The sequence below is a fragment of the Aquabacterium sp. G14 genome, from assembly GCF_037482285.1.
Classification (GTDB): Bacteria; Pseudomonadota; Gammaproteobacteria; order Burkholderiales; family Burkholderiaceae_C; genus Aquabacterium.
In genome coordinates this window covers 18,478-38,305 of sequence record NZ_JBBEYB010000006.1, presented here as the reverse complement: position 1 = coordinate 38,305, position 19,828 = coordinate 18,478, and the positions used below count along the sequence as shown (strand labels likewise).

At 59.0% G+C, this 19,828-nt stretch carries 19 protein-coding genes and 1 riboswitch; of the genes, 8 read left to right on the top strand and 11 right to left on the bottom strand.

The window, feature by feature from the left end; translation table 11 throughout:
• Window positions 1-36: 36 nt before the first annotated feature.
• The gene (locus WIT60_RS08315; RefSeq protein ID WP_339583476.1) at window positions 37-639 is read left to right on the top strand and encodes a helix-turn-helix domain-containing protein; all 603 of its coding nucleotides are present in this window, start codon (window positions 37-39) and stop codon (window positions 637-639) included.
• 12 nt (window positions 640-651) lie between these two features.
• On the opposite strand, the gene WIT60_RS08310 is transcribed toward WIT60_RS08315, so the two are convergent.
• A complete protein-coding gene (locus tag WIT60_RS08310; protein ID WP_339583475.1) occupies window positions 652-1,272 on the bottom strand; it encodes a HutD/Ves family protein in 621 nt (206 codons plus the stop codon).
• Window positions 1,273-1,293: 21 nt separating this feature from the next.
• Window positions 1,294-2,481 carry an NAD(P)/FAD-dependent oxidoreductase gene (locus WIT60_RS08305; RefSeq protein ID WP_339583474.1) on the bottom strand — a complete coding sequence of 396 codons (1,188 nt, stop codon included), beginning with the start codon at window positions 2,479-2,481 and terminating at the stop codon, window positions 1,294-1,296.
• 150 nt (window positions 2,482-2,631) lie between these two features.
• Between WIT60_RS08305 and WIT60_RS08300 the strand changes: the two genes are divergently transcribed.
• The 7 genes from WIT60_RS08300 to WIT60_RS08270 all read left to right on the top strand — a co-directional run bounded on the left by WIT60_RS08300 (window position 2,632) and on the right by WIT60_RS08270 (window position 8,893).
• The gene (locus WIT60_RS08300; RefSeq protein ID WP_339583473.1) at window positions 2,632-3,651 is read left to right on the top strand and encodes a LysR family transcriptional regulator; all 1,020 of its coding nucleotides are present in this window, start codon (window positions 2,632-2,634) and stop codon (window positions 3,649-3,651) included.
• Window positions 3,648-4,472, top strand: coding sequence for an N-formylglutamate deformylase (gene hutG / locus WIT60_RS08295; RefSeq protein ID WP_339583472.1), 825 nt, complete (start codon window positions 3,648-3,650; stop codon window positions 4,470-4,472). The genes WIT60_RS08300 and hutG overlap by 4 nt, the downstream gene beginning before the upstream one ends.
• Window positions 4,473-4,658: 186 nt before the next feature.
• Window positions 4,659-4,997 (top strand): P-II family nitrogen regulator, encoded by a 339-nt coding sequence (gene glnK / locus WIT60_RS08290; RefSeq protein WP_339583471.1) that lies wholly within the window; start codon window positions 4,659-4,661, stop codon window positions 4,995-4,997.
• Window positions 4,998-5,023: 26 nt separating this feature from the next.
• Window positions 5,024-6,526 carry an ammonium transporter gene (locus WIT60_RS08285; protein ID WP_339583470.1) on the top strand — a complete coding sequence of 501 codons (1,503 nt, stop codon included), beginning with the start codon at window positions 5,024-5,026 and terminating at the stop codon, window positions 6,524-6,526.
• A gap of 189 nt (window positions 6,527-6,715) precedes the next feature.
• Entirely contained in the window at window positions 6,716-7,465 is a 750-nt protein-coding gene (locus WIT60_RS08280; RefSeq protein ID WP_339583469.1) for an electron transfer flavoprotein subunit beta/FixA family protein, read from the top strand.
• An 11-nt stretch (window positions 7,466-7,476) separates the two neighbouring features.
• The gene (locus tag WIT60_RS08275) at window positions 7,477-8,409 is read left to right on the top strand and encodes an electron transfer flavoprotein subunit alpha/FixB family protein (protein WP_339583468.1); all 933 of its coding nucleotides are present in this window, start codon (window positions 7,477-7,479) and stop codon (window positions 8,407-8,409) included.
• 34 nt (window positions 8,410-8,443) lie between these two features.
• Complete coding sequence (locus WIT60_RS08270; protein WP_339583467.1) at window positions 8,444-8,893, top strand: GNAT family N-acetyltransferase; 450 nt, start codon at window positions 8,444-8,446, stop codon at window positions 8,891-8,893.
• A gap of 8 nt (window positions 8,894-8,901) precedes the next feature.
• Here WIT60_RS08270 and WIT60_RS08265 read toward each other — a convergent pair whose 3' ends face one another.
• The 9 genes from WIT60_RS08265 to WIT60_RS08225 all read right to left on the bottom strand — a co-directional run bounded on the left by WIT60_RS08265 (window position 8,902) and on the right by WIT60_RS08225 (window position 19,823).
• Entirely contained in the window at window positions 8,902-9,450 is a 549-nt protein-coding gene (locus WIT60_RS08265; RefSeq protein WP_339583466.1) for an allophanate hydrolase-related protein, read from the bottom strand.
• A gap of 171 nt (window positions 9,451-9,621) precedes the next feature.
• A riboswitch (guanidine-I (ykkC/yxkD leader) is annotated at window positions 9,622-9,733 on the bottom strand.
• A gap of 113 nt (window positions 9,734-9,846) precedes the next feature.
• Window positions 9,847-10,683 carry a gamma-glutamyl-gamma-aminobutyrate hydrolase family protein gene (locus WIT60_RS08260; RefSeq protein WP_339583465.1) on the bottom strand — a complete coding sequence of 279 codons (837 nt, stop codon included), beginning with the start codon at window positions 10,681-10,683 and terminating at the stop codon, window positions 9,847-9,849.
• A 387-nt stretch (window positions 10,684-11,070) separates the two neighbouring features.
• A complete protein-coding gene (locus WIT60_RS08255) occupies window positions 11,071-11,538 on the bottom strand; it encodes an antitoxin Xre/MbcA/ParS toxin-binding domain-containing protein (protein WP_339583464.1) in 468 nt (155 codons plus the stop codon).
• Window positions 11,539-12,014: 476 nt separating this feature from the next.
• Entirely contained in the window at window positions 12,015-12,905 is an 891-nt protein-coding gene (gene rarD / locus WIT60_RS08250; protein ID WP_339583463.1) for an EamA family transporter RarD, read from the bottom strand.
• A gap of 134 nt (window positions 12,906-13,039) precedes the next feature.
• Window positions 13,040-14,485, bottom strand: coding sequence for an NADP-dependent succinate-semialdehyde dehydrogenase (gene gabD / locus WIT60_RS08245; protein ID WP_339583462.1), 1,446 nt, complete (start codon window positions 14,483-14,485; stop codon window positions 13,040-13,042).
• Between the two features lie 20 nt (window positions 14,486-14,505).
• Window positions 14,506-16,029 (bottom strand): PucR family transcriptional regulator, encoded by a 1,524-nt coding sequence (locus WIT60_RS08240; protein ID WP_339583461.1) that lies wholly within the window; start codon window positions 16,027-16,029, stop codon window positions 14,506-14,508.
• A gap of 93 nt (window positions 16,030-16,122) precedes the next feature.
• A complete protein-coding gene (locus WIT60_RS08235; protein WP_339583460.1) occupies window positions 16,123-16,464 on the bottom strand; it encodes a cupin domain-containing protein in 342 nt (113 codons plus the stop codon).
• Between the two features lie 11 nt (window positions 16,465-16,475).
• The gene (locus WIT60_RS08230; protein WP_339583459.1) at window positions 16,476-17,882 is read right to left on the bottom strand and encodes an NAD(P)/FAD-dependent oxidoreductase; all 1,407 of its coding nucleotides are present in this window, start codon (window positions 17,880-17,882) and stop codon (window positions 16,476-16,478) included.
• 165 nt (window positions 17,883-18,047) lie between these two features.
• Window positions 18,048-19,823 (bottom strand): hydantoinase B/oxoprolinase family protein, encoded by a 1,776-nt coding sequence (locus WIT60_RS08225; RefSeq protein WP_339583458.1) that lies wholly within the window; start codon window positions 19,821-19,823, stop codon window positions 18,048-18,050.
• Between the last annotated feature and the right edge of the window lie 5 nt (window positions 19,824-19,828).

The following is a 19,828-nucleotide window of genomic DNA, read 5'->3' as shown; positions in this document are numbered from 1 at the left end:
ACACTGACTGCCAGCTGCATGTGAGAGGAGTCAGGCTTGGAACGGGATCAGGGCGGGAACTTGCCCTCGCTGGAGGAGACGGTCGGTGCGGCCATCCGCGAGTTGCGTCAGAAGCACGGTTTGACCTTGGCGCAGGTGGCCGAACAGGCCGGGATCAGTCGCGGCATGCTGTCGAAGATCGAGAACGGGCAAACCTCGGCGGGCATGGACACCTTGGCGCGCATTGCGCGGGCCCTGGGGGTGTCGATGTCGATGCTGTTCAGCAAGTACGACACGACATCGGCCGCTGCGCAGCACATCAAGAAGGGCGCCGGCATGGAAGTGGTGCGTCGTGGCACCAAGAGCGGGCACAGCTACCACCTGCTGGCGTATGACCAGGGGCCGGTCAAGCTGTTCGAGCCCTTCCTGATCACCATTGAGGATGACACCGAGCGCTACCCGACCTTCGAGCACCCGGGCACCGAGTTCATCTACATGTTGCAGGGGCGGATCGAATACCGCGTCGGGCAGGAGACCTATGTGCTGGAGCCGGGGGATGCCCTGACCTTCCAGGGCGAGGTGCCGCATGGCCCGGAGCAGCTGCTCAAGTGCCCGATCAAGTTCCTGTCGGTGATCATCTATCCGCGTCAGGCGGATTGAGCGGGCGCGCGCTCAGCGCAGCTGAGTGCAGACCAGCCGAGCCTCGGGCGAGGCGGGCGTCAGGGTGAGGCCTGCAGGCGTGCCCTGGTGGTGCAGACCTTCATCGGCACCGAGCAGGAAGAGGTCGTGGCCCTGGGGTGTCGCCACGTGGAAGGTGCCGTGCAGCACCCAGACCAGGGTGTGGCCGGTGGGGGGCAGCGTGAGCGGCAGGCCCTGATGCACCTGCACCGTGGCCTGCACGTGGCCACGGCGGGCCATCACGTTCCAGATCAGGGCCTCGTGCTCGGGCGGCGCGTTGTCCATCGGCATCTCGCCGGCGAAATGGGCCAGGTCACCGGGGATGTTCAGTGGCCATTGTCGTGTGCGGCCATCAGGCTCAGGCACTGAGCCTCTCAGCAGAACGGGGCCCCCTTTGGCCAGCACGGCGGTGCGCGCCAGACCGGGAAAGAGAGAGAAAGGCGCCCCCTGGCTGATCTCGGCCAGGCTCACGCGCCAGTCGGGCGGGGCATGGGGGGCGGTGCCTTCGGCGCTGGCCACGGTGCGGGTCCAGCCCGCGCCGTTGCGCCAGCGCTCGCGCGGCAGGTCGGCCAGGGTGAAGCGCCTCAGGCCGGCAGGCAGGGCGGTGACGTGCATGGCCGCTCCCCCCGTCTCGGTTCAGGACACCGCGCCCAGGCCGTACTTGCCCGTGAGCAACTGGCCGGAGGCGAAGCGCTCCAGGGCATAGGGGGTCAGGGGCACATCGGTGGGCAGGCGCAGGGCTTCCTGCGCGAGGACCCGGCCCACGCCCGGCGAGAGCTTGAAGCCGTGGCCTGAGAAGCCGTAGCCCACGATCAGGCCCTCGATGCCGGGCAGGCGGCCCAGCACCGGGTTCCAGTCCGGGGTCACGTCGTACACGCCGGTCCACGACGAGGCCAGGCCGGCGGCCTCGTAGGCCGGGAAGCGCTCGGCCACCTGCGTACCGATGTCGACCACATAGTCCATCGAGATGTCGCCTTGCTCGTTGTCCGGGGTGGCCAGGGTCTCGCCCACCGTGCCTTCGCTGACCAGCATCTGGTTGCCGCCATAGCTGCGACAGTACAGCATGCCGGGCGAGCCGAGGTCCTTGAACACGGGCATCTTGAAGGTGTAGGCCGCGTCCTCGCATTCCAGGGCCAGCACGGTGTGGCGTTCGGGCACGACCGGGGTGGGGATGCCCGTCCAGCGTTCGATGTCGGTGGCCCAGATGTTCTGGGTGCTGATGACGGTGTCGCTGCGGAAGCTGCCTTGGGTGGTCTCGACGCCATAGACCTTGCCGTTGTCCACCAGCAGGCGCTCGACGCTCACCCCCTCCATGATCTTCACGCCCAGGCGGCGAGCGGTGCGGGCAAAGCTGGTGGCCACGAGGTAGGCGTCGGCAAAGCCGGCTTCGGGTTCGTAGCCGATCAGGGCCGCGTCATCGAAGCGGGCGATGGGCAGCAGCGAGCGGGCCTCTTCGCGGCCCAGGAACTGCACGTCGATGCCCTTGGCGCGTTGCCCTTCGAGGGCGGCCTGCAGCGGGGCCAGCTTGGCGCCGTCGGGGGCGCAGATCAGGTAGCCGCACCGGACCAGGCCGCTGGCGGCGTCCTCGTCTTGCAGGTACTCGGCAAAGTTCGTGAACACCGACCAGGAGCGGCGCGCCAGCTCGACGTTCTCGATCACCGAGTAGTGCGTGCGCAGGATGCCGGACGACTGGGTGCTGGTGCCCGCACCGATCTGCAGGCGTTCGAGCACCAGCACCTTCTTGGCGCCCAGACGGGCGAGGTGGTAGGCGACCGAGGAGCCGATCACGCCGGCACCGATCACGATGGCATCAAAGCTTTCCATGGACAGCCTTTCAAGGGGGCAGGGAGGTTGCAATGGGTTCAGCCTAGGTCGCCTCTGGCATCCGACTTGCAAGTGAAGCGAAATAAATGCTGTGCTGCGGTTTCTCTGAAGTTGCCGCCGCGCGCCCGCCCTTCACCGAGGATGCGCTCCATGGCCGACCCCCGTCCCCCCGCCACCCCCCGTCGCACGCTGGGCATGCCCGATCTGCGTGCGCTGGAAACCTTCGTCGCCGTGTGCGAGGCGAACTCCATGGTGCTGGCCGCCGAGCGCCTGGGCCTGAGCCAGAGTGCGGTCAGCCAGGCCATCAAGTCCTTGGAAGAAGACCTGGGGCTGCAGTTGATGGACCGCGAGGTGCGGCCGGCCCGGCCCACGCACGCGGGCCATGTCCTGCACGAGGTCGCCGCCCGGTTGCTGTCGCAGGCGCGCGCCGCGATGGACCAGGTGCGGGCCTCGGCCCGTCAGGAGCTGGCCCAGATCCGCCTGGGCTGTGTGGACTCGTTTGCCGCCACGGTCGGGCCGAAGCTGATCCGCGCCATGGCGGGCCAGGCCCGGCAGATCCAGATGTGGTCAGGGTTGACGCCGACCCTGGCCGGCCAGATGCTGGCACGCGAGCTCGACATGGTGATCTGCACCGATGCGGGCGTGCAGGACCCGCGGGTGGTGCAGCGTCTGCTGTTCTCGGAGTCCTGGGTGGCCGTCTACCCGAAGGACCACCCGGTGCCGCCGCTGCACACCTTGCAGGCGCTGTCGGCCGCTGCCGGCGCGCTGCCGCTGATCCGCTACAGCCAGCGCTCGGTGATCGGCCAGCAGATCGAGCGCTACCTGCGCCATGTGGGTGTGCAGGCCCCGCGCTGCTACGAGTTCGACGCCACCGATCCGCTGCTGAGCCTGGTGGCCTCCGGCCTGGGCTGGGCGCTGAGCACACCGCTGTGCCTGTGGCAGTCGCGCCAGTACCTGGACGCCGTGCAGGTCATGCCACTGCCGCCGGCGCGCCTGGGGCAGCGGCACTTCTTTCTGTTGTCGCGCGAAGGTGAATGGGCTGGGCTGGACGACGACGTGGTGCGGGTCACCCGCGAGGTCATCCGCCACGACACCGCCCCGGCCATCCGCCACTGTCTGTCGGCGCTGCCCGCCAGCGCCCTGTCTTGTCCTGATGAGGAATCCCTGTGAGCCATCCCCTGCCCCTGTCTGAACCGACCTTTGACTTCACCCCGGGCACCCAGCCCCTGCTGATCTCCATCCCGCACCTGGGCACCGAGATCCCGCCTGAGCTGCAGGCGGACATGGCCGAGGTGGCCACCCTCAAGCAAGACACCGACTGGCACCTGGACCAGCTCTATGGCTTTGCGCGGGCCCTGGGCGCTTCGGTCATCCAGGCCCGGGTGTCGCGCTATGTGATCGACCTGAACCGCCCGCCCGATGGTCAGAGCCTCTACCCCGGCCAGACCACCACCACGCTGTGCCCGCTCGACACCTTCCGCGGTGAGTCCCTGTACCGGTCGGGTCAGGGGCCCGATGCGGCCGAGCAGGCCCGGCGTCTGGCACGCTATTGGCAGCCCTACCACCAACAGATCCGCACCGAGCTCGACCGCCTGAAAGCCCAGCACGGCGCGGTGCTGCTGTGGGACGCCCACTCCATCGCCAGCTTGCTGCCCCGCCTGTTCGAGGGCCGTCTGCCCGACCTCAACTTCGGCACGGCCGATGGGCGCAGCTGCGATCCGGCCTTGATCGAGGCTGTGATGGCGGTGGTGCGCCGCAGTGCCTACAGCCATGTGCTCAATGGTCGCTTCAAGGGCGGCTACATCACCCGGCACTACGGCCAGCCGCAGCAGCACGTGCATGCCATCCAGCTGGAGATGAGCCAGATGCTGTACATGCAGGAGGACGCGCCCTTTGCCTATGTGCCGGACCGGGCTGCGCAGATCCAGCCTTTGCTGCAGCAGATGCTGGGTACCGCACTGGCGCAATTGCCGAGCCTGCGCCCCCGCTGAGCACCAGCACGTCTCCCTGCCTCGACCAAAGCGGTGCATGGCTGGCCCAGATCAGGCCGCCTGCACCGCTTTGGATTTGTTTCCTGGCATTCATTGTTGTCAACCATGGTGAAACTCTGGCATGTGGGTTGCTTTGCAGGCTGTGACGCTGCCAGACGGTCTGGCGGCACCAACGCTGGAGTCGCTATGAAGTTGATCACTGCCGTGATCAAGCCATTCAAACTCGATGACGTGAGAAGCGCCTTGGCCACCGCAGGTGTGCAGGGCATCACTGTCTCGGAAGTGAAGGGGTTTGGTCGTCAGAAGGGGCACACCGAGTTGTATCGCGGGGCCGAGTACGTTGTGGACTTCCTGCCCAAGGTCAAGCTGGAGGTGGCCGTTTCGGCCGATGAAGTCGAGCGTGTCACCGAGGTCATCCAGAAGGCCGCCTACACGGGCAAGATCGGAGACGGCAAGATCTTCGTGATGCCTCTGGACGCGGCCGTGCGCATCCGCACGGGTGAAACCGACGACCAGGCGCTGTGAGCCGCCGTCACACAACAGGAGCATCCATGTTGAAACAGATCTTTGCGGCACTGGCCTTGTGCGGTGCCTTGCTCTCCTCGGCCCAGGCCGAGGAGGCCCCGGCGGCGGTCACCGCTTCCGCACCGGTGGCCGTGCTCACGGCCCCGGCCACCGCCACGGCGGACCTCGCGGTCCCGGTGGCCCCTGCGGCCTCGGTCGCCCCACCGCCAGCGGCCACCCCCACGGTCAACAAGGGCGATTCGGCCTGGATGATCGTGGCCACGCTGCTGGTGATCATGATGGCCGTGCCGGGTCTGCCGCTGTTCTACGGCGGCATGGTCCGCGCCAAGAACATGCTGTCGGTGATGATGCAGGTCATGGTGACCTTCGCCTTGCTGGGCATGCTGTGGTGTGTCTATGGCTACAGCCTGGCCTTCACCGAAGGCAATGCCTTCATCGGTGGCTTTGACAAGCTCTTCCTCAAGGGGGTGACGGCGGAATCGCTGGCGGCCACCTTCAGCAAAGGCGTGGCCGTGCCGGAGTACATGTACATCGCCTTCCAGATGACCTTTGCGGCCATCACCCCGGCGCTGATCATTGGTGCGGTGGCCGAGCGCGTGAGGTTCTCGGCCTTGCTGCTGTTCATGGTGCTGTGGTTCACCTTCAGCTATCTGCCCTTGGCGCACATGGTCTGGTACTGGGCAGGTCCGGACGCCTACACCAGCGCTGCTGCAGCCGAAGCGGCCACCGCCACCGCGGGCTTCCTGTTCCAAAAGGGCGCCATCGACTTTGCTGGTGGCACCGTGGTGCACATCAACGCGGCCATGGCCGGCCTGGTGGGCGCCTTCCTGATCGGCAAGCGCGTGGGCTTTGGCAAAGAGCAGATGGCCCCGCACAGCCTGACCATGACCATGATCGGCGCTTCGCTGCTGTGGGTGGGCTGGTTCGGCTTCAACGTGGGCTCCAACCTCGAAGCCTCCGGCACCGCCGGCCTGGCCTTCCTCAACACCTTCCTGGCCACCTGCGCCGCGACGGTGTCGTGGACCGCAGTCGAGTGGGCGGTCAAGCGCAAGCCCTCGATGCTGGGGGCCGCCTCCGGCGCCATCGCTGGCCTGGTGGCCATCACCCCGGCCTGTGGCTTCGTGGGCGTGATGGGCAGCATGGTCATCGGCCTGCTGGCCGGCGCGGTCTGCTACTGGGGTGTCAACGGCCTCAAGCGCATGCTGGGCGTGGACGACAGCCTGGACGTGTTCGGTCTGCACGGTGTCGGCGGCATCCTGGGCGCCATCCTGACGGGCGTGTTCGCCGCTCCGGCCCTGGGCGGGACCGGCGTGTACGACTACGTGGCCAATGCCGTCGGCGAGTACAGCATCGGCACTCAGGTCGTCAGCCAGTTGTGGGGCGTGGGCGTGGCGGTGGTGTGGTCGGGCGTCGTCTCCTTCATCGCCTTCAAGATCGCCGACCTGACCCTGGGTCTGCGGGTCAGTGAAGACGAGGAGCGTGAAGGCCTGGACCTGACTTCTCACGGCGAGCAGGCTTACCACCTCTGATCGCTCGCGTTCTCTCATGGGGTCGATCGTGACCCCGGCACGGCGCCCTTGTGGCGCCGCGTCTGTTGGTGCGGACCTGCTGCACCTGGACCGAAGCTGTCCATCAGTTGTGCCGATATTGCACGATCGGAGCGGGGCCCATGCCATAAACAAGGCTGCTCAACTCCCCTGTGATCTCCAGGTACTGCCATGAAAGTCATTGTCCCCGTCAAGCGGGTTGTGGACTACAACGTGAAAGTTCGCGTGAAGTCTGACGGCTCTGGTGTCGACATCGCCAACGTCAAGATGTCCATGAACCCCTTCGACGAAATCGCCGTTGAAGAAGCCACCCGCCTGAAGGAAAAGGGCGTGGTCACCGAGATCATCGCTGTCTCCGTGGGCCCGGCCCAGTGCCAGGAAACCCTGCGCACCGCCATGGCCATCGGTGCTGACCGCGGCATCCTGGTCGAAACCGACGCTGAAGTGCAGCCCCTGGCCGTGGCCAAGGTGCTGAAGGCGCTGGTCGACAAGGAAAAGCCCGACCTGATCATCCTGGGCAAGCAAGCCATTGACGACGACAGCAACCAGACTGGCCAGATGCTGGCTGCCCTGGCTGACCTGCCGCAAGGCACGTTCGCTTCCAAGGTGGAAGTGGCCGATGGTTTCGCCATCGTGACCCGTGAAGTTGACGGTGGTCTGGAAACCGTGAAGCTGAAGTTGCCTGCTGTCGTGACGACCGACCTGCGTCTGAACGAGCCGCGCTACGTCACGCTGCCTAACATCATGAAGGCCAAGAAGAAGCCCTTGGAGACCGTCAAGCCGGCCGACCTGGGTGTAGACGTGGCCCCGCGCATCAAGACCCTGAAGGTCGAAGAGCCTGCCAAGCGCTCGGCAGGCATCAAGGTGGCCGATGTGGCGACCCTGGTCGACAAGCTCAAGAACGTCGCCAAAGTGATCTGAGGAGATAACCCATGACCGCTCTCGTTATTGCTGATCACGACAACAACAGCATCAAGGCCGCCACCCTGAACGTGGTGACCGCTGCCAAGGCCCTGGGTGGCGATGTGCACGTGCTGGTCGCTGGTGCCAACGCTGGTGCCGCCGCAGCTGCTGCCGCTCAGATCGCTGGCGTTTCCAAGGTGCTGCACGCCGACGGCGCCCAGTTCGCTGAAGGCCTGGCTGAAAACGTGGCCGCTCAAGTGCTGGCCGTGGCTGGTAGCTACAGCCACCTCCTGTTCCCTGCGACCGCCACGGGCAAGAACGTGGCCCCCCGCGTGGCTGCCAAGCTGGACGTGGGTCAGGTTTCGGAAATCACCAAGGTGGTCTCCGCCGATACGTTCGAGCGTCCGATCTACGCCGGTAACGCCATTGCCACCGTGCAATCGGCTGACGCGGTGAAGGTGCTGACCGTGCGTGGCACCGCGTTCGACGCGGCTGCCACCACCGGTGGTGCCGCTGCAGTGGAAACCGTGGCTGCCGTGGCTGATGCGGGTTCCTCGTCCTTCGTGGGCCGTGAGGTGACCAAGTCCGAGCGTCCTGAGCTGACCGCTGCCAAGATCATCGTGTCCGGTGGCCGTGCCCTGGGTTCGGCTGACAAGTTCAACGAAGTGCTGCCCCCGCTGGCTGACAAGCTGGGCGCTGCCATCGGTGCTTCGCGCGCTGCGGTGGACGCGGGCTACGCCACCAACGACCTGCAGGTCGGTCAGACCGGCAAGATCGTTGCCCCTGACTTGTACATCGCCTGTGGGATTTCGGGCGCCATCCAGCATTTGGCTGGCATGAAGGATTCGAAAGTCATCGTGGCCATCAACAAGGATCCGGAAGCCCCGATCTTCCAGGTGGCAGATTTCGGTCTGGAAGCTGACCTGTTCGTGGCTGTGCCCGAGCTGGCTGCAGAGCTCTGATCATTCACCCATCAATCCCCGGAAGGAGCCGGATATGGTCGTGTGTGAGGTGGCCCGTGAGGCCGATATCGAGAGTCTGAGCGAACTGCTGTCAAGGCTGTTTGCGCAGGAAGCCGAGTTCACACCGGATCCAGCGGCCCAGGCGCGTGGCCTGGCCGCCATCCTGACCCACCCGGAGACCGGGGCCATCCTGGTGGCCCGCGATGGCGACCGCGTGCTGGCCATGGTCAACCTGCTGTTCACAGTCTCGACGGCCTTGGGCGAGCGGGTGGCCTGGCTGGAGGACATGGTGGTCCACCCCGAGGCACGTCAGCAGGGCGTGGGCTCGGCCTTGCTGGCGCATGCGCTGGGATGGGCGCGGCAGCAGGGCGTGCGCCGCCTGACGCTGCTGACCGATGCTGACAACACGGTGGCCCACCAGCTGTATGCACACCATGGCTTCACGCCTTCCAGCATGAGGCCCTGGCGCCTGCACCTGGATTAGGGCTGGGCCTACCAGGCCTTCCAGCCACCAAAGGCGCTGGTGTCGGTGGCGCCCACGGTGCTCTGCTCTTCGCAGACGAAGCCTGGAACCACGCGGCCATCGGCCAGTGTGACCTTGCCGATGCCCAGCGGGGCGGGGATGCCGGCCACGAAGCTGCCGGAAGCGGATGCTGGAAACTCCCACACTTCGAGCGCGATGGCTTCACAGCCCTTGGCCACGCGGATCATGCCGGGCCGTGCTATCGGTCCACCCGGCAATGCATAAAGCCGATACTGAGGCGCCGAGGTGGTGGTGGCCACCAGGCGGGCGCCGCGCGAGGTGAGCTGGGGGTTAAGCGGCAGGCCGCTGAGGTGTGCCTCACACACGGCCAGATGCACGGTGCCGCTGCGGCTCGCATCGGGCGCGTGCAAGGCGGCTGCCGCGTCCCCCACATTGGCCCAGCGTTGTGCGGTGGCGCCCAGCGCCACAAAGCGCAAGGCAGTACCACGGCGCAGGCGCCACGACCAATGGGCGTCACCGGGCAAGGTCTCGGACCACAGGATCGCATCAGGCGGCACACCCGCCAGCGCGGCGGACGGGTACTGCCGCCAGTGGGCGATGGCATCCTCCGGGGCCGAGGCCGGCGGGTTCGCAGCGGCCGGGGGGCAGCTTATCGAGCGGGGTAGAAAACATGGTCAAACTCCGTGGAGGGGCAAAAACGCGAGAGACACCCGTGCCGCTGCACAAGAATCTCCCGGGCTTTTGTCCCTCCGTGGAGCCACGTCACCGTGGCCGATTGCTTTCGGACCAGACCATCAGGGGGGCGACCACGCCTGACACGGAACCCTACCGATCATTCGGCTCCGGCTCATTGGGGCCCAAACCGCTCTCGCCTGATGACAGGCAAGACCAATGCCAATATTTTGTGCGTCCTCATCTCCCGGGGGGTGATCTGGGGCAGCAGGCGGCTGCGCTCACCCGGTGCACACTTCGCGCCGATTTGGTGTGTGCTCCGGTGCGCGCCAGGACCGGCAGGCCATGCCAAAGGCTCGGAAGATCGCCATCGAGACTGGGTTGTCGGTGGCTTGCCATTCCGGGTGCCACTGCACGGCCAGATTGAAGCCCGGCCATTCCGGGAACGAAAAGGCTTCGACCAAGCCATCGGGTGCGGTGGCCTCCACGCGGGCGCCGGGCGCCAGGCGGGCGACCCCTTGGCCATGCAGGCTGTTGACCATCACCTGCTCGGCTTGCAGCACCTGAGCCAACAGGCCTCCGGCGGACAGATGCACAGGGTGAAAGGGCCCATATTGCTGCTCCAAGGGGAACTCGTCCGACGGCCCCCGATGGTCGGCCAAGCCAGGCTGCTCATGCACGGCCTGATGCAAGCTGCCGCCCATGGCCGTGTTGACCTCTTGAAATCCTCGACAGATGCCCAGCAAGGGCAGCCCGCGTGCTAGCACCAGGCGAATCAGTGGCAAGGTCCATTGGTCGCGCAAGGGGTCCAGCGGTAGGCTCGGGTCATGCACGGTCTGACCGAAATGACCCGGGTTCACGTTCGACGGAGACCCCGTGAGCAGCACGCCATCGGCCATGTCCAGCCAGTCCAGCAGTTCGTCGGGATGCGCTGCCGGCACGATCACCGGCGAGCACCCAGCCAAGCGCACCGCCTCAACATACTTGCGACCCACCATGTGAAACGGGTGCGAGCCTCGCATGCGGTTGCAGGCGGGCAGCAGCACCCGTGGCGCGTTGCGGGGCAGAGGGCAATTGCTCAGGTTCAGGTCGGAACAAAAGAGAGCAGGCTCGGACATGGTAGATAGATAAAGCGGTTGAGGAGGTTGCTCCTCAAGCAAGAAGCTAACCCAACCTAGTCACCGATCTGCTGGCTTCAGGCTTGAAAAGCTCGGTCCGAGCTCATGCACCAGCCAGTCGTATGAGGAAAAATGAAGGTGGCTTTGTGCTTTGTGTAGTGATGTGAGCCCTTCACTCTGCGCAAGAGGGGCCGTTGAAGCCTGCTTCCTATCAACCGTGCAGTTGGGCGACTGGTGTAGGCGGCGAAGCAGCCGTTCGAGGTCACCGGCTCTCAATGACCGCTGTTGGCGTTAACAGCCGTTCAGGCACCGCCCGCGAATGTCGCAGATCAGCCTTCAAGCGACATGGCAGTTGCTTCGGCGACCGAGCAGCTTGCTTTCTGTGTGCTACTTCTTCCTGGCACCACGGCGTGCGATGGCGGCGTTCATATCTTCAATTGAGGCTCGCTTGGAGGGGCGACCAAACATGCCTTTAAGGTTGTGGATCTCCGCAAGCCCATTGAAAGAGTCTCGCTCTTGAACAGGCATCTTCTCAGCCTCGCGCATGAAGTCGTCGCTAGCATGGCTGCCAGCCATCATGAGGATGGCCATGACTTTGCTAAGTCCATCAGGGTTCCGCGCAGCGTCTTCAGGGCGAATTCCATCGAGCTGAGGATGTGGTGTTTCCAGCCATTCCCGCACCTGCTCCCACGATTGGAAGGCTGCGAATGCGGTCTGATCCAATGCCGTCAAGCACTCATAGTCAGGGCTACCGAACTCGCGGCCGACCGGCGCTATGTCTAGCCAAGCTTGCTCTTCATCTGACGCCTGGTGCTGCTGACTCGACGTGTGTTTCGGCTCAGTGTTTTTGGGCATACCCCAATGCTACTCGCACAACACTTCCGATAGCTAAGAAGAATGCAGCGCTCTGGTTTGTCAAAGTTCAATTTTAAGGCACCACTGGAAGGCAGTTCTGCAGCGAAAGCTGCCGGTAGCGGGCACTTCGACAGGCGTCTGCTCTCGCGAAGAGCAGACATCTGCGGAGCTGACTACTTAGCTACCTAGCGATAAATCCAGTCCCAACTTAGCGACTGAGCAACAAATTAACTGGAAGGCCTGGTTTCACTAGCTGATTAGCGACACCTGGAAAAAGCCCTCAAGCGCAAGAAGGCGTCGTTAATCTGCCCGACCACTGATAACGCAGTTCAGCCTGAAGCTGTCCTCGCCTAGCTATCAGCTGCTCTGCAGCGCGAGCCGTCCCCGACTGAGGTGCCGACATATGTCGGCCTTCACTTCAAAGAGGCCGCCCACAATCAAGGATAACACCCTTATTATTTAACAACAAAAACACCTCACCCCCTAACAAAAGCCGGTCCGGATTTGAGAAGGTGCCTTACACCATCAGAGAATAAAACCGCCAGCGCACACCATATCGGCACATATGTATACCAATCGGATCCACTAATGCTCTCACCAATAAGAAAGGAGACTATAAGCATCAAGATAGGTTCAATATATCCGAGCAAACCAAACAAGCCAAACGGCAGCACCCGACTCGCAAAGATGTAACTCGCCAAAGCACCAACACTGATCAATGCCACAACTGAAACATGAAAATAATTCATTAGCGGAGGGTTAACGCTGCGTGCATCAGCAATGATGAATAAGGTCAACACAGAAAAAGGAATCGCCAACACCATATCAAACCAAAGTCCACCTAGGTTTTCTGTGCGAATGCTCTTGCGCAAAACGAAATACGCAGGAAATCCGATTGCAACTAAAGTTGCCTCCCATGAAAACGCACCGGCACGGAACAGTTCATGTGCTACCCCTAAGGCAGCAAGAAGCGCGGCGATCTTCTGCAGAACTGAAAGTCTCTCACCGTAAACGAAACTGCCGACGATCACCATCGTCAATGGCATAAGAAAATAACCCAATGCCACATGGAGGGCACGACCGTTCACTGGCGCCCACAGGTAAAGCCATTGCTGAACACCCAGCAATGCACTGCTGAACAAAAGCAGTAAGGTGAATGTGAAACTATTGCGCGCCCTAGATGCAATTTCTCGAACATCCCCCCAGCCCTTGACCGCAATAACTAACAATGTCATTGCAGGAACCGTGAGAAGCAACCTCCAACTAAAAATCTCCCCACCACTCCACGATTTCAGGATCGTGGAGTAATAATATGTAAAAGAGAATAGAATAGTGGAAAGAACCGAAAGCGCAACACCCTTGAACATTTGAATTTATCTACAAGTATCGTGACCAGCCATCCGGTGATTGGGCTCAACCAAACAAGCCAAATACACAATGAAGCCAGAGGTTCAGCATTAAAAAAAAGCTCGCACATGTGCGAGCTTTTGCATATTAAATATCAGATGCCGACATTCAAGTACTTTATTTCAAGATACTCATCGATGCCATATTTTGACCCCTCTCTCCCCAGCCCTGAAGCTTTCACGCCCCCAAAAGGTGCGACCTCGTTAGAGATTGCGCCCGAGTTTATACCCACCATACCATACTCAAGCGCCTCGGCGACCCTGAAACTTCTGCTTAGATTTTCGGTGTAAAAATATGCAGCAAGACCGAACTCAGTATCGTTGGCCAAACTCACAACCTCTGACTCTTCATAAAACCTAAAAAGTGGAGATAACGGACCGAAGGTTTCTTCCTTGGCAACCAGAGCATCATGAGACACATCGACCAAAATTGTTGGCTCAAAAAAGTTTCCACCGAGCGCATGCAACTTACCGCCAGTCAAAACTTTTGCACCTCTTCTCAATGCATCGTCGATATGAGACTTCACCTTTTGAGTGGCAGCATCGTTGATCAATGGGCCTGCCGTCACCCCCTCATCTAACCCGTTGCCTACACACACCTTTTCAACAGCATATTTTAGCTTTTCTGCAAAAGCATCATAAACTGAGTCGTGAACATAAAATCGGTTAGTACAAACGCATGTCTGGCCATTATTTCTGTACTTAGCGATCATTGCGCCTTCGACCGCCTTATCTAAATCAGCATCCTCAAAAACAATAAAAGGAGCATTCCCACCCAACTCCAAAGAGAGTTTCTTGATATCGTGGGCACATTGACTCATCAGCAACCGCCCAACATTGGTTGATCCAGTGAATGTTAGCTTGCGAACAATAGGATTTCCGGTAAACTCGGAACCAATTTCAACAGCATCGCCAGTCACAACATTAATAACCCCAGGCGGGATTCCGGCGCGACTAGCCAACTCAGCCAACGCTAAAGCGGAAAATGGTGTTTGTGGGGCTGGCTTAAGCACCATCGTGCATCCAGCAGCTAACGCTGGCCCAGCCTTTCGTGTGATCATTGCCGAAGGGAAATTCCACGGCGTAATTGCTGCCGTCACTCCAATTGGCTGTTTGATGACTAGCAGACGCTTACCTGGCTGGGGACTAGGTATTACGTCACCGTAGATACGCTTGGCCTCTTCAGAAAACCACTCCAAAAAAGAGGCCGCATACAAGATTTCACCTCGTGCCTCGTGAAGGGGCTTTCCTTGCTCTAAGGTCATGAGCGTCGCCAGCTCATCTTGATGCTCAAGCATCAACTCAAACCAAGCCCGGAGCTTAATGGAGCGCTCTTTAGCTGTTAGCGCGCGCCATCCGGGCAAGGCTGCGTTTGCCGCGTTGATCGCAGCCTTAGCCTCTTCCCGCCCCATAAATGGAACAGTACCGATCAACTCCCCAGATGCAGGATTAAAAATATCCTGCACTTTGGAGGATGTTGAATTCACCCATTCTCCGTTCATATAGGCCTGTGATTTGAGCAATGCAAGTTGAGCTTTCATAATCCACTTTCAAAAATTCGCTAGTTTTGTAACTTTACCGTTCTGCGCGTATTGCTTGAAACCATACCTGCAATTTCCCCTGCGCGCAAAGCCATCCACAATATCGCTACATCCTCGGTTCGATCGAGTGACCTACCAGTAACGGATTCAATTTTCTTAACCCTATATATAAGTGTAGTTTTATGGATATGCAATTGTTTCGCCGCGATCAACCATGACCTATTCTCCTCCAGAAAAACCTTTAGCGTGTAAAGCAATGGGGTTCCGTTCTTCACCTCGTAGTCAACGAGAGGACCCATTATTTTCTGAAACGTTTGAGCCGCCTCATTCAAGTTATCTGGCAGCCATGGCACCTTGTCAGAAATATCAGCGTAAGCTACGAGCCTACTCTCACCAGCGTGGACGTATGCCAGCCTCGCCTCCCTCAATGCCTCTGGAAGCCTCTCAAGAAACCCTACAGGATTACTGTATCCAACGCCATCACCAATAATTTCCTGCACGACAGGGACGTCATTTGTGTGCACGAGCAATATCAACTCGTCACCCTGTGGCCGAATCAAAACCGGAGCCTCAATCCACCCAAGCTTCATGCTCCACTCTGCCAGATCTTGATTTTTTGGCCTCAGAATTGCCAAGCACGCAGAATCAATGTTCAACTTGAATTGCTGCATCTGCTTGCCCGCCTCATATGGCGACAGCCGAGAACTCATCAAATCATCCAGCAATTGAGAACCAAGTCGTAAGGAACGCTCTGTGTCTACGTAAAGGCGCTCAATCGAAATGCCCAGTATTGAGACAATATGGTTTAGTAAACTATATTCCAGCAGATGACTTTCGGCATTGCGAACAAGGAGAACACTCGGTCGCCTGGATGGGACAGAAACAGCAAATACATCCCCATCCTCCAAGATATATCTTTTAACAACCTGCTGCGTCTCGGAGAATATCAGCGGTTGAGCGCGAATAGCCTCCTTAAGATTCAATGGGATTGAATGCCCCCTCGGGAGCCAAAATTTCTCATGATCTTTCAAATCCATGAGCCGAAGCTCTGCATTGATATCTTTAGCCAATCGTTGCAACAACTCCTCCAAGCTGAGGCCTGCGATCGCCATTCGAGCGCTTTCGAATACCCTGTTAATCGCATTCTTCCGATCGAAATCCTCCTTTTTTCCAGCATCAATAATGGCTCTTGTGACACTGGAAAATGGCACACCATACTCTGTCAACAATACCGGGAAGCCAAGTCGTTCCGCAGTATTCTCAAGCGCAGAGAGATCCTTCGGGGCCTTCATGTTCTCCCCGATCATCACGCCAGCCAAACCCGCCTGATCAAGGTCTTCAATGTATTTTTCTTGCTTTGATGGCTCTTCAGGTATACCCATACCCGTTGTCATCAACAGCTCACCCTCGCCCAACCAATCACTTGGATTTGGGAGCTCACATACGTGAGCCCAACGAACCATTCGCGCCCCTCCCTCTGAGCCAGCCAGAAAGCGAGTTCTTAGCTCCGGTATGTTGGTGATGTCGTCGACTCGTAGTGGCATGGGGACTCCTATGTTTGAGCTCTGCGATATTTTGACATCTTCAAGCTCACAAAGCCCCCATCACAGCAGATAAATGAGACCGACTTTGGGAGCTTATCCCAAGATAATATATGACTTCCTTACCTTCTTGGAAATCTCCCACTCTCCCTTAGAGTTTGATGGAAAGTAAATTGAATCACCTGCTTTGAAGGAAATTTTTTGACCATCTTCTGCTGTGAAGCTACCTTCGCCCTCAATGATGTAGCTGTACTCTGCAGGAATGACTTGACGAAGGAATTTTCCCGGGCTGCATTCCCACACACCTACGCTGCCCGACGGCGTGGTTGCCGATGACGCAATACGTGTAAGAGCCACCTCTGCGCTCGTCGGTGCACCTACCGGGGTGGCATTTCCAAACGATCCTTCATTTTCAACACTAACCAACACAATTGACATTTCTAGACTCCTTACGTTTTATCCTCAAGACCGGCCGGCGCCAAGCTAGCTAGGACTTTTTCAATGAAACCTGGCTTTTTACCTTGCATTTCTGCACGTTCTTTCTTGATAACTGCATTTCTCACCAAATTCCCTCCAACATATCGGAATGGTTCAGGTGGAAATGTCTTGCAGGATCGATTGACAAGGGCTGATGTTGACCACTCATCCTCTTTGTCAAGAGCCAGGCTAGCCAAGATTCGGCCACCAATCCTGCTTGGACCAACCCCATTCCCGCTCCAGCCAATCCCATAAAATATATTCTCGATATCATTCAACCGACCAAATACAGGCAGACTGTCAAAAGTCCGATCGATTGGGCCTGACCAGCCATTAGTAATCTCAACCCCATCCAGGGAGGGGTAGGTATTCAATAAATCTCCCCTTGTCATCTCAATACTGCTTGGGTCATGACTAAAAACACCATCAATCACGCCCCCATAAGATATGGCCCCGGTTCCTTTACCAAAAGCAATGCGCCCATCTCGGGTGGTGCGGTAGTAGTCAACCATAAGCTGGGAGTCCGTGATTGACTCCCCCCCCACCCAGCCCATTTCGTCCAGCTTATCTCCCAGTGCTTGCGTAACGACAACAGAGCTATTAACAGGAGTAATTAGTTTGGCGAGCTGGGGTATTTCGGCCGACCACGCGTTGGTTGCGAGGACGACCTTTGCGGCGTTGACTGCCCCGTGTGTGGTTTCCAGAACAACGGGGCTGCCCGGATGAATTGCATTCACGCCAGAGCCCTCATAGATCCGCACCCCCTTTTCTAGTGCGACCCTGCGCATGCCCTCGGCAAGTGCTGCAGGTTGGACAGTGGCATTTGAGGCCTCATAAACACCTGCCAGGTGTTTCGGAGAACCCGTTCGCCTGCGCAGCTCTTCGCCCGAGATTCTCTCAAACGGTTTAACGCCAAGACTTTCGCATGCCTTTAACGTTCCATTCCACGAATCAACGTGCGCCTGTGTTGTTGCCGTCCAAAGCCACCCCTTTTGAACATAATGTGCGTCGATGTTATTTTCTTGACAGAATTCACCCAATTCGTATATTGCTCTTTCGGCTGCACGACCTAGGAAAAGGGCCTCATCCTTGCTACAAATTGTTTTGATGGTTCCAATTTTTGGCCACCAAGACATGACAAAACCGCCATTTCTACCAGAGGCTCCCGACCCACACGCATCCTGCTCCAAGATCACGACCTCACAGTCGGGTTCGTGGTACTTGATGGTGATAGCAGTCCAGAGACCCACAAAGCCTCCGCCGATGATTGCAACATCGGCTGTCTCCTTGCCTGTAAGAACTTTGGATGGACTACTAGCGACAATCTGTTCTTGCCAGTAACTCATCTTTAGAGGTTTTGTATTTTTTAGCTTGATCATTTATGAACTACCTCCCGAAGTACGAGCGTCTCTTCGGATCTCCAAGGAGACACCCCTGCCTCTCGTACCAACTTCGAGTCAGGGATATAGGAATTGAGGTTCAGGATCAAACGCCGGTTTAGGCGGCGTCTGATTCCCTTATTTTTCGTGATTGCCTATTTAGCGTCACGCGCGCAGCGCTTTGGTTGCCGCCTCATCGATCGTCATGGTCTTCGGATCAATGACAACACCGTAGTGCTGCTTTGCAGCTTCAATGCTGATGTATTCATCGAGCACATCGTCGAGAACTTCGGCGATGGTGCGGTTTTTGGGATTACCCCAGCCACCGCCCCCGGTGCTTTCGAACATGAAAACATCACCAGCGTTGAATTTGTGAGCGGAAAGCAGAGGGTTGCTCCATGAGCCATCTGCAGCCAAACCGCCAATCACCTTGGTGGAGCCGTCGGCAAAGATGTGGCTAGAACGCTGGACCGCGCTTGGCAGGCCACCAGCGGCACCTGGACTTCCTTCAATGGTTCGGGCCGTCTCCATACCGAGCTCACCACCACCCAGGAATCGGACCTTGAACACTGCGCCCAATCCACCACGATTTTGTCCGGGGCCAGCGGAGTCCTGGCGAAGCTCAAATGCTTCGTATGCGATGGGGAAGAACAGTTCTGCTGTTTCTGCAGGCATGTTCATGCAATTACCCAGTGGGTCCATCGTCACGCTCATACCATCTGCATACGGCGTGCCGCCCCATCCACCTGCGGGCAGGTCGGAAAACACGTCCGTCTTGCCGTCTGGAGATACGCAACTCGCGACAAACCAGTTGCATTCAGAGCAAGTGGAACCCGTGATCTTTTCCGGAATCGCCTTAGCAAGTGCTTGCCAGATTGCACTGGTGATCTTGGAGGACGTCAGGGTTGTGCAGCCGATGGTCGGAGCAGGCCATACCGCGTTCAGCCAGCACCCTTCAGGCAGCACCACCTCAATGGGATTGAACATGCCCTGATTCTGAGGAGCGTCAGGTGCAAGGAAGAACTGCAGAGAGTAAAGCGCTGCAGAGATCGTGTTCGCGCGCGGAGAATTGATGGCTCCTTGGCAGATTGGGTCTGTGCCTGTGAAATCGACCTTGATGGAGGTGTCTTTGATTTCCAGCTTAACCTTCAACTTAACGCGTTCTTGACTGATGCCATCAGTGTCCGCGTAGTCCTCAGCTTCATAGACACCGTTCGGAATCCGACTGATGCTTTCACGAATCATTTTTTCGGTGTAGGCCTGAATCTTCTTCATGGCCTTGGTCACCGTTGCAACACCATAGCGGTCGCATGCACGCTGCAACTCTTGCTCGGCACCGCGCAGCGCACCAAGGTGCGCCTGGAGGTCACCCTTGATGAAGTGAGGCGTACGGGTGTTGTTCAAAATGATGGCCAACAGATCTTCGTTGATCTTGCCTTCGCTGAAAATCTTCAACGGTGGCAGACGAAGCCCTTCCGCAGCAATGTGGGTGCTGAATGCCTGTCCACCAGCGCCACCACCACCCAAGTCCATCCAGTGACCACGGCTGACGCCATAGCCGATCAGTTCATGCTTGTAATAGATGGGTTTGATGAACGAAATGTCGTTGATGTGAGTGCCACCACGATAAGGGTCATTCACAACCAGCACGTCACCTTCGCGGATGTTCTCCCTTCCGACGCCTTTAACGGCCTCTTCCGCGCTGAACTTCATCGCAGCAAGGTGGATGGGGCAGTTGGCTGCCTGGCTCAGCAACTGGAGGTCAGCGTCATAGATGGCGTTCGAGAAATCCAGCATGTCCGCCAAGATTGGCGAGAACGATGTGCGCTGTAGAACGGAGGCCATCCGATCACTCGCAAACTCGAAAACACTGCGCAATACTTCGAACGTGATCGGGTCGATGTCGTCAGCTGCGACGTTTTCAATGATTTGGCTGCTCATATATG